Raw genomic sequence first — 14,431 nt, 5'->3', positions numbered from 1 at the left:
CGTCCCGCTACCCGCTCCCCGGCGGGACGTAGCCTCGCGCCGGTGTACGAGTACGAGAGGGACGGCGCCGCCATCTACCGGCAGTCGTTCGCGACGATCCGCGCCGAGGCGGATCTGCACGGCCTGCCCGACGACGTCGGCCGGGTGGTCGTGCGGATGATCCACGCCTGCGGGCAGGTCGACCTGGTCGACGACGTGGCCCACAGCCCCGGCGTGGTCGCCCGGGCCCGCGAGGCGCTCGACGCCGGCGCCCCGGTGCTCTGCGACGCGCAGATGGTCGCCGCCGGTGTGACGCGGCGGCGGCTGCCGGAGGGCAACGACGTCGTCTGCACGCTCGACGACCCGCGGGTGCCGGGCCTGGCCGCCGACCTCGCCACCACCCGCACCGCCGCCGCGCTGGAGCTGTGGCGCGACCGGCTCGACGGCGCGGTCGTCGCCATCGGCAACGCGCCCACCGCGCTGTTCCACCTGCTGGAGATGGTCGCCGCCGGCGCGCCGCGGCCGGCCGCCGTGCTCGGCATCCCGGTCGGCTTCATCGGTGCCGCCGAGTCCAAGGAGGCGCTGGCGGCCTCGGACCTGGAGTTCCTCGTCGTCCGCGGACGGCGGGGCGGCAGCGCGATCACCGCCGCGGCCGTGAACGCGATCGCGAGCGACGTCGAGTGACGGGGCGCCTGTACGGGGTCGGGCTGGGCCCCGGCGACCCCGAGCTGGTCACGGTGAGGGCCGCCCGGCTGATCGCCGCCGCCGACGTCGTCGCCTTCCACGCCGCGCAGCACGGCCGGTCGGTGGCGCGCGCGGTGGCCGAGCCGTACCTGCGCGAGGGTCAGGTCGAGGAGCTGCTGGTCTACCCGGTCACCACCGAGGCCACCGACCACCCCGGCGGCTACCAGGGCGCCATCGACGAGTTCTACGAGGCCGCCGCCGCCCGGCTGGCCGCCCACCTCGACGCCGGCCGCGACGTCGTCGTGCTGGCCGAGGGCGACCCGTTCTTCTACGGGTCCTACATGCACATGCACAAGCGGCTCGCCTCCCGCTACCCCACCGAGGTCGTGCCCGGCGTGACCAGCGTCAGCGGCGCCGCCGCGGTGGTCGGCCGCCCGCTGGTCGAGCGCGACGAGGTGCTCACCGTGCTGCCCGGCACGCTGCCCGCCGACGAGCTCGCCGAGTGGCTGGCCACCACCGACTCGGCGGCGGTGCTGAAGCTCGGCCGCACGTTCCCGCAGGTGCGCGAGGCGTTCGACGCCGCCGGCGTGCTCGACCGCGCGCTCTACGTGGAGCGGGCCACGACCGACCGCCAGCGCACGCTGCCGCTGGCCGACGTCGACCCGGAGTCGGTCCCCTACTTCTCCCTCGCGCTGCTGCCCAGCCCGCTCACCGGTCCGGGCAACTCGCCGGAGCGCCCGGACGACGCGCCGCGCACCGGCGAGGTGGTCGTCGTCGGCCTCGGGCCCGGCGCCCGCGGCTGGACGACGCCCGAGGCCGCCGACGCGGTCGCCGCCGCCGACGACCTGGTCGGCTACGGCCCCTACCTCGACCGGGTGCCGGCCAACCCGCGGCAGACCCGCCACCCCAGCGACAACCGGGTGGAGGCCGACCGGGCCGCGCAGGCGCTGGAGCTGGCCCGGTCGGGCCGGCGGGTCGCGGTGGTCTCCAGCGGCGACCCCGGCGTCTTCGCGATGGCCGCCGCGGTGCTCGAGGTGGCGGCCCGGCCCGAGCACGCCGGCGTCGCGGTGCGGGTGCTGCCCGGGCTGACCGCCGCACAGGCCGTGGCCTCGCGGGTGGGCGCGCCGTTGGGGCACGACTTCGCCGTCATCAGCCTGTCCGACGTGCTCAAGCCGCTGGACGTCGTCCTCGACCGGCTGCGCCACGCCGCGGCCGCCGACCTGGTGATCGCGCTGTACAACCCGCGGTCGAGGGCGCGGCCGCACCAGCTCGGCCAGGCGCTCGACGTCCTGCTCGAGGTGCGCAAGCCCGGCACCGTGGTCGTCGTCGGCCGGGACGTCGGCGGGCCGGAGGAGTCCGTGGTCGTCACCACCCTCGGCGAGCTCGACCCCGAGACGGTCGACATGCGCTGCCTGGTGCTGGTCGGGTCGTCGCAGACGCGGGTGACGCCGTCCGGCCAGGTGTACACGCCCCGCCGCTATCCGGCCTGACACGCCGTTGCAGGGAACAACCGACGGGGCGCGCGCCTTGACCTGACCCGTGCCGACCGCCCGACTCCCCCACCCGGCCGCGTTCTGGACCGCCGCGGTGCTGCTGGTGCTCGTGCTGGCCGCCTCCGGTGTCCCCTCGCCGCTCTACCGCGTCTACCAGGAGCAGTTCGGCTTCGGCCCCGGCGTGCTGACCCTGGTGTTCGGCATCTACGCCTTCGCGCTGCTGGCCGCGCTGCTGGTGGTGGGCGGGCTGTCCGACCACGTCGGACGGCGGCCGGTGCTGGCCGGGGGCCTGCTGCTGCAGGCCGTCGCGATGGTCGCCTTCCTCGCCGCCGACGGCGTGGGCTGGCTGCTGGCCGCGCGCGTGCTGCAGGGGCTCTCGACCGGGGCGCTCACCGGGTCGCTCGGCGCCACCCTCCTGGACCTGCAGCGCGGCGAGCGGCCGCTCGGGCCGCTGGTCAACAGCGTCTCCCCCGGCCTGGGCCTGTCGCTGGGCGCGGTGGGCGCGGGCCTGGCGATCGAGGGCCTGGCCGAGCCGACCCCGTGGGTGTTCGGCGTCCTCACCGTCGCCTTCGTGCTGGGCGCCGGGCTGGTGTACGCCCTGCCGGAGTCCTCGCCGCGGCTGCCGGGGGCGCTGGCCTCGCTGCGTCCCCGGGTCGAGGTGCCGCGGCCGCAGCGCCGCGCGTTCGCGATCGCCGTCCCGGCGCTCGTCGCGCTGTGGGCGATGGGCGGGCTGGTGCTCTCCCTCGGCCCGTCGCTGGTCGCCGGCGTCTTCGGGGTTCCCGACCACCTCGTGGGCAGCCTGCTCATCCTGAGCATGCAGGGCGCCGGCGTGCTCGGCAGCCTGCTCGCCCGGGACCTGCCGCCGCGCCGGTCGATGGGGGCCGGCTGCCTCGTGTTCGCGGTCGCGGTGGGCGCCCTGCTCGTCGCGGTGGCCACCGGGAGCCTGTGGCTGTTCTTCCTGTCCGCCGCGGTGTCGGGGATCGGCTTCGGCGCGGCCTTCCTCGGGGCGGTCGCGCTGGTGACCGCCGGCGTCGCGCCGGGCAGGCGGGCCGGCCTGCTGTCGAGCGTCTTCGTCGTCGGCTACCTGGCGTTCAGCATCCCGGCGATCGTCGCGGGCGTCGCCGTCGGCGCGGTCGGGCTGCAGGTGGTCGCCGAGGTCTACGGCGCCGCCGTCGTCCTGCTCGCGCTGGGCGCGGCGGTGGGCCTGCGGGTCTCCGGCCGCCGGCCCGCCGCCGCCCTCGCCGAGGAGCCCGCCGAGCCGCTGGCCGCCTGACGTCGCGGCTGCCCGCCGGCGACGGTGTGCGCCGACGCACCGTTCCAGCCCCCAAACCGCGCACGCGCGCCCACCGTCGCCCCCGAACGGCGACCTCAGGATCGTGCGCGACCCACCGCGGCGCAGAACCGGTCGTGGTCGGCGCGGGCCTCGGCCAGCGGCGCCAGCACCTCCTCGTCGGCCACCTCGGCCACCCGCGCGGCCAGCCGCCGCTGCGCCGTCCGCGCCCGGCGTCTGGCCCCCGCCGCGACCAGCGGCCGGCAGACCAGCGCCAGCAACAGCCCGGCGAGCAGCCCGCCCACCAGCAGCAGCGTGGGCAGCGGGATGCCCTGCACCCGCGGCAGCGGCACGACGTCGTCCAGCTGCAGCAACCCGAGTCCGGCCAGCGCCAGCAGCCACAGCGCGCCCACCAGCGCGGTCAGCACCAGCAGCCACTGCAGGCCACCGGCGGCGCGCTGCCACAGCGGCGTCCGGTCCGGGCCGAGGTCGGTCCCGGCCACCGCGCGGTCGAGCCGGTCGGCCAGCCGCTCCTCGGTGTCCTCCGACGTCCGGCGCAGCTCGTCGCGCCAGGCGGTCGGCAGCCCGCGGCCGGCGTCGTCGCGGGCGCGGCGCAGCGCGGCGTCCATCCCGGCCCGCTGCACCGCGCCGGCCTGCGGGAGCGAGGTGCGCACCCGCTCGTCGCCCAGGTGCAGCCGGTCCAGCGGGTCGCCGCGCAGCTTCGCCGTCCAGCGCAGCACCGGCCAGCCGGTGTGCGCGGTGCCGCTGCGCCGGGCCGAGCGCTCCACGGCGGCCACCACGGCCGGCACCCCGGCGGCGTCGGCCAGCGCGCCGGTGAGCTCGTCGCGGGCGGCCCGGCCGGGTCCGCGGTCGGGGCCGAGGTCGGGCGCGCAGTGCCCGGCCAGGGCGCCCGCGGCGGCGCGGGCGTCGGCGGTGAGCCGGTCGGTGGCCGCCTTGCGCGCCCCCACCCGGCGGGCCAGCTCGGCGCGCAGCTCCGGCAGCCCGACGCCGGTGCGCGCCGCGGTGGCCAGCACCGGCGTGCCGGCCAGGCCCTCCTCGTCGAGCAGCCGGCGCAGGTCGGTCAGGCAGGCCACGGCCGCGGCCTCGTCGAGCCGGTCCACCTGGTTGAGCACCACCAGCAGCACCCCGGCGTGCCCGGCCAGCGGCGCGAGGTAACGGGTGTGCACGGCGTCGTCGGCGTACTTCTGCGGGTCGAGCACCCACACCAGGACGTCGACCAGCTGCACCAGCCGGTCGACCTCCAGCCGGTTCTCCAGCCGCACGCTGTCGTGGTCGGGCAGGTCCAGCAGCACCAGCCCGTCGAGCGCGGGGTCGGGGTCGGCCACCCGGTGCCGGCGCGGCACCTCCAGCCAGTCGAGCAACCGGTCGGCGCCGTGGGCACCGGAGGAGGGCTCGCCCCAGACGCTGGCGTGCGCCACGCCGGTGGTCGGCCGCCGCACCCCCGGCGTGCTCACCTCGGCGCCGGACAGCGCGTTGAACAGCGTGGACTTGCCGCTGCCGGTGGCCCCGGCCAGCGCCACCACCGTGGCGTCGCCGAGCGCCTCGCGGGCGCCGGCCTTGGCCAGCAGCGACCGCGCGGTGCCGACCTCGGGCACCTCCAGCCGGCCCTCCGCGACGCCGACCGCCTCCCGCAGCGCGGCCAGCCGGTCGGCCAGCGACAGCTCGCGCGCCCTCACGCGGCGGCCCCGCGAGCGGCGGCCAGGGCGGCGACGGCGGCCCGCAACCGGTCCGCGGCGTCGTCGGCGACCGCGGTGTCGGCCAGCAGCTCCTCGAAGCGGTCCTCCTCCCAGCGCAGCAGCCGGTCGGCGCGGGCGTCGAGGTCGGCGCGGGCCCGGGTGGCCAGCGCGCGCACCGCGGCGTCGCCGAACACCGCCTCGAGCACCCGCTGGCCGACCGCCGTCGTCCCGCCGGCGATGGCGAGCTCCGCGCCGGACAGCCCCGCCGTCGAGGCGAAGACGGCGACCATCACCACCGCGCCGGCGCCGTTGACGCCCCACGACAGCAGCCGGGCCTGCGAGCGCTTGTCCCGCCCCTCCTCGCGCACCAGGCCGAGCACGTACCCCTGCCAGTCGCGGACCTCCTCGGCGGCCACCGGCGCGAAGTCCGGTGAGACGCCCGAGAGCTCCTCCTCCCGGCCGGCCAGCAGCCCCGGGCCGCCGGGCAGCGCCCGCCAGGCGGTGACCGTGCGGTCGGCGGCGCGGTCGGCCTCGGCGCGCAGCAGGGTCTCGACGCCGGACTCCAGCGCGCCCTGCAGCGAGTCCGGCGAGGTCGGCCGGCCGGTCAGCGCCGCGGCGAGCCGGTCGCGCAGCCGGCCCACCTGGTTCTGCAGTGAGCGCATCCACTCGCCGGTGCCGACGAAGTCCTGCCAGCGGGCCAGCACCTCGCCGCGCAGCAGGCTGCCGTTGCTCACGCCCTCGCTGACCGCGTCGCGGGCGCCGTCGTAGGCGGCGTCGGCGGCCGACCGCAGCGCCCCCGCGGCGGCGGCCTGCTCGTCGACGCCCGCCGCCACCGCCGCCACCCGGCCGTCGAGGCTCTCCAGGGCCCCGGCCAGCGTCTGCCGGACGACGGCGGCGCGCTGCTCCTGGTCGGCGGCCAGGCCCCGCAGCCAGCCGCGCAGCGGGGCCACCTGGTCCTCGGGCAGGAAGCCGTCGGTCAGGGGCCGCTCCTCGACGACGAACAGCCGGGCCGCGCCCAGCCCGCCGCGCTGCAGCATCCCGGCGAGGTCGGCGGCCACCTCGTCGACGGCCTCGGGCGGCACCCGGTCGAGGACCACGGCCAGGGCGGTGCCCCGCTCCTGCGCCGTCCGCAGCAGGTCCCAGGGGACGGCGTCGGCGTAGCGGGCCGCCGTCGTCACGAACACCCACAGGTCCGCCGCCGACAGCAGCTGGCCGGCGAGGTCGCGGTTGGTCTCCACCACCGAGTCGACGTCCGGGGCGTCGACCAGCGCCAGCCCGGCCGGCAGCGCCTCCGAGGCCACCAGCCGCAGCCCGCCGGCGACGTCCCCCTCCCCCGTGGTGCGGGCCAGCCCGGGCAGCACCCGGTCGCCGGAGAAGGCGGCGCGGTCGGCCGGTGAGCAGACCAGCACGGGGGCGCGCGTGGTCGGCCGCAGCACGCCGGGGGTGGTGACCCGGGCGCCGAGCACGCTGTTGACCAGCGTGGACTTGCCCGCGCCGGTGGAGCCGCCGACCACGGCGAGCAGCGGCGCGTCGAGGTCGCGCAGCCGCGGCAGCAGGTAGTCGTCGACCTGGTCGACCACCGCCCGGGCGGTGCGCAGGGTCGCGTCGCGCGACGGGGTCGCCAGGCCCAGGGGTGCGGCGGCGACGGCGTCGTGCAGCTCCTGCAGCGCGTCGGTCAGCGGGGGCGCGGTCACGACCGGTGTCTAGCCCGTCGCGGGCCCCGTTACCCGTGCCAGTGCAGCGGGCACCTCCCCGGGCACCGCGGCGACGGCCGCGGCCCCCGCCCCGGCCAGCTCGTCCGCGCCACCGGGACCCCAGCCGGCGCCGACGCAGGGCAGCCCGTGCGCGGCCGCGCCCAGGACGTCGTGCGCGCGGTCGCCCACCAGCACGGCGGGCCGACGGCCGGGGTGGGCGGCCAGCGCCGCGGCCACCACCTGGTCCTCGTGCCGCACCGTCCCGTCGAACGTGGCGCCGTGCACGCTGGCGAAGGCGCGCAGCAGGCCCACGTGCCCCAGCACCCGGACGGCGAAGGCCTCCGGCTTGCTGGTGGCCACCGCGAGCACGGAGCCGGCGGCGCGCAGGGTCCGCAGCAGGTCGGGGACGCCCTCGTACACGGTGACGTCGAACAGCGCCCCGGCCGAGTAGTGCGCCCGGTAGGCGGCGACCGCGCGGTCGACGTCGGCCGGCGGGACGCCGAGGACGGTGGCGAAGCCGTCCGGCAGCGGCGGGCCGACGAGGTCGCGCAGCTGCGCCGGCGTCGGCTCGGGCAGGCCGACGGCGGCCGCGGCGACCCGCACCGAGGCGGCGATGCCCGGCGTCGAGTCGACCAGCGTGCCGTCGAGGTCGAACAGGACCAGCGGGGTCACCGCAGCACGGCGTCGACGAACTCCGCCACGCGCCCCCGCAGCTCGGCGACCCGCTCCTCGCCCACCTCGACGGGGTCGCGGTCGCGCAGCCACGGCGGGATCTCGGTGCGGGCGCGGGTGGCGCAGCCGAGGTCGGCGCACACGTAGGTGCCCACCGTGTCGCCGTTGCGACCGGCCGCCCCGGCGCGGCGCGCGGTGAACAGCGAGACGGCGTCGCCGGGGTGCGTCGAGCGGCAGAGCAGGCACATGACGCTGCGGCGGGCCGACATCCGCGACTCCGCGGCGCGCAGCGCGATGCCGACCGGCCCGTGCTCCCGCTGGACGACGAGGTACCCGCGCAGCGGCGCCTTCGGGTCGCGCCAGCCGAGCACCTCGAGCTCGTCCCACGGCAGGTCGGCGAGGTCGCGCGGGAGGGTGGCGGCGCCGGCCTCGCCCTTCGAGCAGTTCACGAAGGAGCGCCGCACCTGCTGCTCGGTCATCGGTTCCACGAGGGGCGATCCTCCGTTCCGGCACGGGTGCGTCTCAACCGGTTTGTCCAGGACACCGCCTCCTCGACCGTCGCCACGACCGGCACCCCGGCGGGCAGCGGCGGGCGGCGGACCAGCACCACCGGCAGCCCGAGCTCCCGCGCCGCCACGAGCTTGGCCTCGGTCATCGCCCCGCCGGAGTCCTTGCTGACGACGACGTCGACGCCGTGCTCCCGCAGCAGCGCGACCTCCGCCTGCACCGTGAACGGGCCGCGGGCCAGCAGCAGCTCCGCCCCGACCGGCAGCGGCCCGTCGGGCGGGTCCACCGAGCGGACCAGCACCCGGCCGGTGAGGCCGGCGAACGCGCCCACCCCCTGCCGGCCGGTGGTGAGGAAGACGGTGCCGGCGTCCCGGACCGCATCGGCCGCGTCGGCGAGGGAGTCCACCCACGTCCACCGGTCGCCGGGCCCGGGCGTCCAGCCGGGGCGCTGCAGCCGCAGCAGGGGCACCCCGGTGCGGGCCGCGGCCGCGGCGGCCGACGCGGTGATCCGCGCGGCGAAGGGGTGGGTGGCGTCGACGACGGCCCGCGGCCGGTGGGTGGCCAGCCACGCGGCCAGCCCGTCGGCGCCGCCGAAGCCGCCCACCCGCACGCCGCCCTCGGGCAGCACCGGGTCGGCCACCCGCCCGGCGAGGCTGGACAGGACGTCGACGCCGGCCGTCACCAGCGCCGCCGCGAGCCGCCGGGCCTCGCCCGTGCCGCCGAGGACCAGCACCCGGCCGCTCACGCCGGAGCGCCGGGGATCATGGGCCCGTGAGCAGGGACGGCGCCGCGGGGCTGCGGCACGGCTGGACCACCGGCGCGTGCGCGACGGCGGCCACCACCGCGGCCTACACCGCGCTGCTCACCGGCGAGTTCCCCGACCCGGTGACCATCGACCTGCCGGGCGACCGGCACCCGGCCTTCGCCCTGGCCCGCGAGTCGCTGGAGCCGGGTGCCGCGAGCGCCGCCGTCGTCAAGGACGCCGGCGACGACCCCGACGTCACCCACGGCGCGCTGGTCGGCGTCCGGGTGACGCACGGCGGGCCGGGCAGCGGCGTGACGTTCCGCGCCGGGGAGGGCGTGGGCACGGTGACCAAGCCCGGGCTGCCGCTGGCCGTCGGGGAGCCGGCGATCAACCCCATGCCGCGGCAGTTCGTGCGGGAGCACGTGGCGGCGGTGGCGGCGCGGCACGGCGGCAGCGGCGACGTCGTCGTCGAGGTGTCCATCGAGAACGGCGCGGAGCTGGCCCGGAAGACGTGGAACCCGCGGCTGGGCATCCTCGGCGGGCTGTCGGTGCTGGGCACGACCGGCGTCGTCGTCCCGTACTCGTGCTCGTCGTGGATCGACTCGATCCGCCGCGGCATCGACGTCGCCCGCGCCGCGGGGCGCGAGCACGTGGCCGGGTGCACCGGCTCCACCAGCGAGAGGACGGTGCAGGAGCTGTACGGCCTGCCCGAGGACGCGCTGCTGGACATGGGCGACTTCGCCGGCGCGGTGCTGAAGTACCTGCGCCGCCACCCGGTGCCACGGCTGACCGTGGCCGGCGGCATCGGCAAGCTGGCCAAGCTCGCCGACGGCCACCTCGACCTGCACTCGGGCCGCTCGCAGGTCTCCTTCGACTCCCTCGCGACGCGGGTGGCCGGCGCGGGCGGCTCGCCCGAGCTGGTCGCGGGCGTGCGCGGGGCGAACACCGCGCTCGACGCGCTGCGACAGTGCCAGGCCGCCGGGCTGCCGCTGGGTGACCTGGTCGCCGCGGGCGCCCGGGAGACGGCGCTCGGCGTGCTGCGCGGGGCGCCCGTCGCGGTCGACGTCGTGGTGGTCGACCGCGCGGGGACGATCGTCGGTCAGGCCTGAGACCTGCATCGCGTCGTCGAGTAGAGGTGGCTGTCGGGGAACTCGGCGGCGGTGAGCACCGGGCCGACGACGACGACCGCCGTCCGCCTGACCCCCGCGGCCTCGACCTGGCCGGCGATGTCGGCGAGCGTGCCGCGCAGCACCAGCTCGTCGTCCCGGCTGGCCCGGGCCACGACGGCGACCGGGCCGTCGGGGCCGTAGTGCTCGGCCAGCTGCGGGGCGAGCTCGGCCATCCGCTGCACGGCCAGGTGCAGCACCAGCGTGGCGCCGGTGGCGGCGTAGGCGGCCAGCTCCTCCCCCCGCGGCATCGGTGTCGACCGGGCGCTGGTGCGGGTGAGCACCACCGTCTGGCCCACCCCGGGCACGGTCAGCTCGCGCTTGAGCGACGCGGCCGCCGCGGCGAACGCCGGCACCCCGGGGACGACCTCGTAGGGCACCCCGGCGGCGTCGAGCCGGCGCATCTGCTCGGCCATCGCGCTGTACACCGACGGGTCGCCGGAGTGCAGCCGGGCGACGTCCAGCCCGGCCTCGTGCGCGGCCACCAGCTCGGCGGTGATCCGGTCGAGGTCGAGGTCGGCGGTGTCGACCAGCCGGGCGCCCGGCGGGGCGGTGTCGAGCAGCTCGCGGGGCACCAGCGCGCCGGCGTAGAGGCAGACGGGGGCGCTCGCGATGACCCGCGCCGCCCGCAGCGTGACGAGGTCCGCGGCGCCCGGGCCGGCCCCGACGAAGAACACCGTCACGGGCCGACCTCCCCGTGCGACTCCGCGGGAGTGCACGGGGCACTTCCGCGGAGTTGCCCCATCACCACCGGGTCACCGACCAGATCGTCACCGGCATCGCGGGCTTCCAGCCGGTGAACGACCCGACCGGCTCCGCGCGCGACACCTCCACCCGCACCAGGTCGCCGCCCACCTCCGCGTGCCACCGGGCGAGCACCGCCTCGCTCTCCACCGTGACGGCGTTGGCCACCATCCGGCCGCCCACCGGCAGCGCGTCCCAGCAGGTCTCCACCAGCAGCGGCGTGGTCAGCCCGCCGCCGACGAACACCGCGTCGGGGGCGCCCAGCCGCGCCAGCACGTCCGGCGCGTGGCCGTGCACCACGCGCAGGTAGGGGACGCCGAGCCGCGCGGCGTTGCGGGCGATCCGCTCGGCGCGCTCGGCGGAGGCCTCGACGGCGACGGCGCGGCAGGTGGGGTGCGCGCGCATCCACTCGATGCCGATGGAGCCCGCGCCCGCGCCCACGTCCCACAGCAGCTGCCCGGGGACGGCGGCGAGCCGGGACAGGGTGACCGCCCGCACCTCCGCCTTCGTCAGCTGCCCGTCGGACTCGTAGGCGCCGTCGGGCAGGCCCGGCGTGGTGGGCAGCGGCATGGTGCCGCGCTCGGCCCGGCACTCGACGGCGGTGACCACCAGCGCCGGCGCCGGCTGCGACCAGGTGGCCGCGGTGCCGGTGCGCACCTCCTCGTCGGGGCCGCCCAGCCCGCCGAGCACGGTGACCAGGCTCTGCCCGTAGCCCCGCTCGGCCAGGAGCCGCGCCACCTGGGCGGGGGTCTCCCCGTCGGACCCGAGCACCAGCAGCCGCCGCCCGGGCTGCACGTGCGGGTGCAGCAGCTCGATCGGGCGGCCCACCAGCGTGACCACCTCCGTGTCCTCGACCGCCCAGCCCAGCCGGGCGCAGGCCAGCGAGACCGACGACGGCGCCGGCAGCACCCGCACCCGCTCGGCGCCCAGCAGCCGGGTGAGCGTGGTGCCGATCCCCGACAGCATCGGGTCGCCGCTGGCCAGCACCACCACGGCCCGGCCGGCGTGCTCCGCGACCAGCCCGGGCAGCGCCTCGGTGAGCGGCGAGGGCCAGGGCACCCGCTGGGCGGCGACGCCGGCCGGCACCAGGTCCAGCTGGCGGGCGCTGCCCATCAGCACCTCGGCGCGCTCCACCTCGGCGCGCGAGGCGGGGGGCAGCCCGTCCCAGCCGTCGGCGCCGATGCCGACGACGACGACCGGCGCGACCGCCGTGTCCGCGGTGCCGGTCACGCCGGGAGCTCGCCCTCGGGCCCGGCCGCCTCGGCCAGCAGCCGCTCCCGCAGCTCCGCGGGCAGCCGGTCGACGTAGACCACGCCGTCGAGGTGGTCGACCTCGTGCTGCAGGCAGCGCGCCGCCATCCCGGTCGCCTCGATCGACACCGCCTTGCCCGTGACGTCGACGCCGTCGACCCGGGCGCGGAAGGCACGCGGCAGCTCGGCGTAGGGGCCGGGCACGGACAGGCAGCCCTCCTCGGTGACCTCCTCGGCGGGCTCGCCGTCGGCAGGTCCCAGCAGGGTGAGCGAGGGGTTGACGACGTAGCCGACGACGTCGGCGCCACGCGCGTCGGGGCAGTCGATGACGAACACCCGCGCGTCGACGCCGATCTGGTTGGCCGCCAGCCCCACGCCGTCGGCCTCGCGCATCGAGGCGAACATGTCCAGCACCAGCCGGCGCAGCCGCTCGTCGAACTCGGTGACCGGCGCGGTCGGCCGGTGCAGCACCTCGTTGCTGCCGTAGGTGACGATCGGCCGGGCGACGCCGTCGTAACGGCCGGGCAGGCGCATGGCCGCGATCCTAGGAACCGGCCTCGGCAGGATGGACGCCGTGCCGCCCCGCCGAGACGTCCCCACCGCCGTGGGCCTGGCCCTCGGCGCGGCCGCCGACCTCCTGCTCGCCGACCCGCGGCGCCGGCACCCGGTCGCCGGCTTCGGCACGGTCGCCGGGGCGCTGGAGCGGCGCGTCTGGCGGGACGCGCGGCCGGCCGGCGCCGGGTACGCGGCCGTCCTCGTGGCCGCGGCGGCCGGGCTCGGCGCGGGGCTGGACCGGGCCACCCGCCGGCGGCCGGCGGCCCGCACGACCGTCGTCGCCCTGGCCACCTGGGCGGTGCTCGGGGGCACCTCGCTGGGCCGCGCCGCCACCGCGATGGCCGGCGTCCTGGACGCCGGCGACCTGCCCGCCGCCCGCGCGCTGCTGCCCACCCTGGCCGGGCGGGACCCGTCCACGCTCGACGCGGGGGAGCTGGCCCGGGCCACCGTGGAGTCGGTCGCGGAGAACACCTCCGACGCCGCCGTCGCGCCGCTGGTCTGGGGTGCGCTCGCCGGGCTGCCCGGCCTGCTCGGGTACCGCGCGGTCAACACCCTCGACGCGATGGTCGGCCACCGCTCTCCCCGGTACGCCCGGTTCGGTTGGGCCGCCGCCCGCGCCGACGACGTCGCCAACTGGCTGCCCGCCCGGCTGACCGCCGCCCTCACCGTGGCCGGCGCCCCGCTGGTCGGCGGCTCGGCCCGTGAGGCGCTGCGCGTGTGGCGCCGCGACGGCGCCGCGCACCCCAGCCCCAACGCCGGGCGCTGCGAGGCAGCGGCGGCCGGCGCGCTGGGGCTGCGGCTGGGCGGGCGCAACGTCTACGGCACCCGGGTCGAGGACCGGCCGGTGCTCGGGGACGGCCGCGCTCCCGGCAGCGGCGACGTCGTCCGCGCCGTGCGGCTCTCCCGCGCCGTCTGGCTGGCCGCGGCCGCCCTGGCCGCGACCGCCCGGCTGGTCCGCGGCCGCCGGGCGGGTGCTCCCTCGGGCACCGCCCGGCGGAGAGCAGGAACCAGGTCGTCCCGAAAGCTCGCGCCCGGGGCCCGGGACGACTAAGGTCAGGGAGGCCACGAGCGGCCGGCCCAGCCGGCATACCGCCTGAGGTCGAACCCACGGCTGAGCGGCGCTCTCCCCGGGCCCCGCCCGGCGCGCGTCCTCCGGAGCACGCCATGACGTCGACCATGTCCCGCACCGTCCACCGGCACGCCGCCCCCGAGCCACGTCCGGCCGCCCCGCAGCTGCCCCGGCCCCCGGCCCCCTCCCCGCTGACCACGCGGCGCACCCGCCTCGCCGGGCGCTGGCGCTACGACCGGCTCGGCGGCACGTGGGAGTGGTCGGAGGAGATGGCCGCGCTGCACGGGCTGACGGACGGTTCCCCCGGGCCCTGCACCGAGGTGCTCGTCGCCGCCCAGCACCCCGACGACCGCCCGCGCACCATCGACGCCCTGTCGGCCGCCGTCACCGGCGCCCAGGCGTTCTGCCTGGAGGTCCGGCTGACCACCGGCGGCCGGGAGCGCCCCGTCGTCTTCCTCGGCGAGCCGCAGCTCGACGACGACGGCGCGGTGACCGCGGTCGAGGGGCTGGTCGTCGAGGCGCCCTCGGCCGGCTCCCCCACGGCGGAGGAGCGGGTGCGGGCACTGGAGACCGAGGTGGCGCAGCTGCGCACCGCGATGGCCAGCCGGGCACCGATCGAGCAGGCCAAGGGCGTGCTCATGCTGCTCACCGGCTGCGGCGACCAGGTGGCCTTCGACCTGCTGGCGCACATCTCCAGCCACACCCACCGCAAGGTCCGCGAGGTCGCCCTCGAGCTGGTGGCCTCGGCGTCGGGGCAGGGCCCGCTGCCCGCCGACGTGCGGTCGATCCTGCGCGACGCCTGCCCGCCCGACCGCCGCGTGCCCTGACCGCGCCACGCGGGTGACCCCGCCTCCCCCGGCGCCCTGCCTCCTCGGCGGGCGGTGCGACGGGGGAGGATGCCCGGGG

The 14,431-nt window shown here is 78.4% G+C and carries 14 protein-coding genes; 6 read left to right on the top strand and 8 right to left on the bottom strand.

The features are described from left to right. Positions 1-42: 42 nt before the first annotated feature. The 3 genes from BLQ97_RS06900 to BLQ97_RS06890 are packed head-to-tail and all read left to right on the top strand — an operon-like array spanning position 43 to position 3,429. Positions 43-663: a precorrin-8X methylmutase gene (locus BLQ97_RS06900; protein WP_091364620.1), complete on the top strand. Its 621-nt coding sequence runs from the start codon at positions 43-45 to the stop codon at positions 661-663. Beyond that, on the top strand, positions 660-2,153 hold the full coding sequence (locus BLQ97_RS06895; RefSeq protein ID WP_091364619.1) for a precorrin-2 C(20)-methyltransferase: 1,494 nt from the start codon (positions 660-662) through the stop codon (positions 2,151-2,153). The genes BLQ97_RS06900 and BLQ97_RS06895 overlap by 4 nt, the downstream gene beginning before the upstream one ends. A gap of 49 nt (positions 2,154-2,202) precedes the next feature. Next, entirely contained in the window at positions 2,203-3,429 is a 1,227-nt protein-coding gene (locus tag BLQ97_RS06890) for an MFS transporter (RefSeq protein ID WP_091364617.1), read from the top strand. Between the two features lie 95 nt (positions 3,430-3,524). On the opposite strand, the gene BLQ97_RS06885 is transcribed toward BLQ97_RS06890, so the two are convergent. Genes BLQ97_RS06885 through BLQ97_RS06865 form a run of 5 tightly spaced genes read right to left on the bottom strand, consistent with a single transcriptional unit; the run spans position 3,525 to position 8,741 of the window. Continuing rightward, positions 3,525-5,123: a GTPase gene (locus BLQ97_RS06885; protein ID WP_091364615.1), complete on the bottom strand. Its 1,599-nt coding sequence runs from the start codon at positions 5,121-5,123 to the stop codon at positions 3,525-3,527. Then, positions 5,120-6,817: a GTPase family protein gene (locus tag BLQ97_RS06880; protein WP_091364613.1), complete on the bottom strand. Its 1,698-nt coding sequence runs from the start codon at positions 6,815-6,817 to the stop codon at positions 5,120-5,122. The genes BLQ97_RS06885 and BLQ97_RS06880 overlap by 4 nt, the downstream gene beginning before the upstream one ends. A 9-nt stretch (positions 6,818-6,826) precedes the next feature. Further along, positions 6,827-7,489, bottom strand: coding sequence for an HAD hydrolase-like protein (locus BLQ97_RS06875; protein ID WP_091364611.1), 663 nt, complete (start codon positions 7,487-7,489; stop codon positions 6,827-6,829). Further along, entirely contained in the window at positions 7,486-7,968 is a 483-nt protein-coding gene (locus BLQ97_RS06870) for an FBP domain-containing protein (RefSeq protein ID WP_245692040.1), read from the bottom strand. The genes BLQ97_RS06875 and BLQ97_RS06870 overlap by 4 nt, the downstream gene beginning before the upstream one ends. Next, positions 7,965-8,741 carry a cobalt-precorrin-6A reductase gene (locus tag BLQ97_RS06865; protein WP_091364607.1) on the bottom strand — a complete coding sequence of 259 codons (777 nt, stop codon included), beginning with the start codon at positions 8,739-8,741 and terminating at the stop codon, positions 7,965-7,967. The genes BLQ97_RS06870 and BLQ97_RS06865 overlap by 4 nt, the downstream gene beginning before the upstream one ends. A gap of 26 nt (positions 8,742-8,767) precedes the next feature. On the opposite strand from BLQ97_RS06865, the gene BLQ97_RS06860 reads away from it, so the two are divergent. Continuing rightward, complete coding sequence (locus tag BLQ97_RS06860; RefSeq protein WP_091364605.1) at positions 8,768-9,850, top strand: cobalt-precorrin-5B (C(1))-methyltransferase; 1,083 nt, start codon at positions 8,768-8,770, stop codon at positions 9,848-9,850. Here BLQ97_RS06860 and cobM read toward each other — a convergent pair. The 3 genes from cobM to def all read right to left on the bottom strand — a co-directional run bounded on the left by cobM (position 9,841) and on the right by def (position 12,435). Further along, a complete protein-coding gene (gene cobM, locus BLQ97_RS06855) occupies positions 9,841-10,590 on the bottom strand; it encodes a precorrin-4 C(11)-methyltransferase (RefSeq protein ID WP_091364603.1) in 750 nt (249 codons plus the stop codon). The two genes, BLQ97_RS06860 and cobM, sit on opposite strands and share 10 nt — an antisense overlap. Positions 10,591-10,651: 61 nt before the next feature. After that, positions 10,652-11,881 carry a precorrin-6y C5,15-methyltransferase (decarboxylating) subunit CbiE gene (gene cbiE / locus BLQ97_RS06850; RefSeq protein WP_091364601.1) on the bottom strand — a complete coding sequence of 410 codons (1,230 nt, stop codon included), beginning with the start codon at positions 11,879-11,881 and terminating at the stop codon, positions 10,652-10,654. Next, the gene (def, locus tag BLQ97_RS06845) at positions 11,878-12,435 is read right to left on the bottom strand and encodes a peptide deformylase (RefSeq protein WP_091364599.1); all 558 of its coding nucleotides are present in this window, start codon (positions 12,433-12,435) and stop codon (positions 11,878-11,880) included. Before def ends, cbiE begins: the two co-directional genes overlap by 4 nt. A 31-nt stretch (positions 12,436-12,466) precedes the next feature. Here def and BLQ97_RS06840 point away from each other — a divergent pair, with 31 nt between their 5' ends. Then, a complete protein-coding gene (locus tag BLQ97_RS06840; protein WP_091364597.1) occupies positions 12,467-13,507 on the top strand; it encodes a cobalamin biosynthesis protein in 1,041 nt (346 codons plus the stop codon). 113 nt (positions 13,508-13,620) lie between these two features. Next, a complete protein-coding gene (locus tag BLQ97_RS06835) occupies positions 13,621-14,352 on the top strand; it encodes an ANTAR domain-containing protein (RefSeq protein ID WP_091364596.1) in 732 nt (243 codons plus the stop codon). Positions 14,353-14,431 lie beyond the last annotated feature (79 nt).

The sequence above is a fragment of the Geodermatophilus telluris genome (assembly GCF_900102745.1).
In the GTDB taxonomy this organism is placed as follows: Bacteria; Actinomycetota; Actinomycetes; order Mycobacteriales; family Geodermatophilaceae; genus Geodermatophilus; species Geodermatophilus telluris.
The sequence above is the reverse complement of the archived record's forward strand: the minus strand, read 5'-3'. Positions and strand labels throughout refer to the sequence as shown.

Bases quoted from the DNA above. Each gene is read 5' to 3' on its own strand.
- BLQ97_RS06870 (WP_245692040.1), bottom strand. From the start codon at position 7,968: ATGACCGAGCAGCAGGTGCGGCGCTCCTTCGTGAACTGCTCGAAGGGC.
- def (WP_091364599.1), bottom strand. From the start codon at position 12,435: ATGCGCCTGCCCGGCCGTTACGACGGCGTCGCCCGGCCGATCGTCACC.
- BLQ97_RS06840 (WP_091364597.1), top strand. From the start codon at position 12,467: ATGGACGCCGTGCCGCCCCGCCGAGACGTCCCCACCGCCGTGGGCCTG.
- BLQ97_RS06835 (WP_091364596.1), top strand. From the start codon at position 13,621: ATGACGTCGACCATGTCCCGCACCGTCCACCGGCACGCCGCCCCCGAG.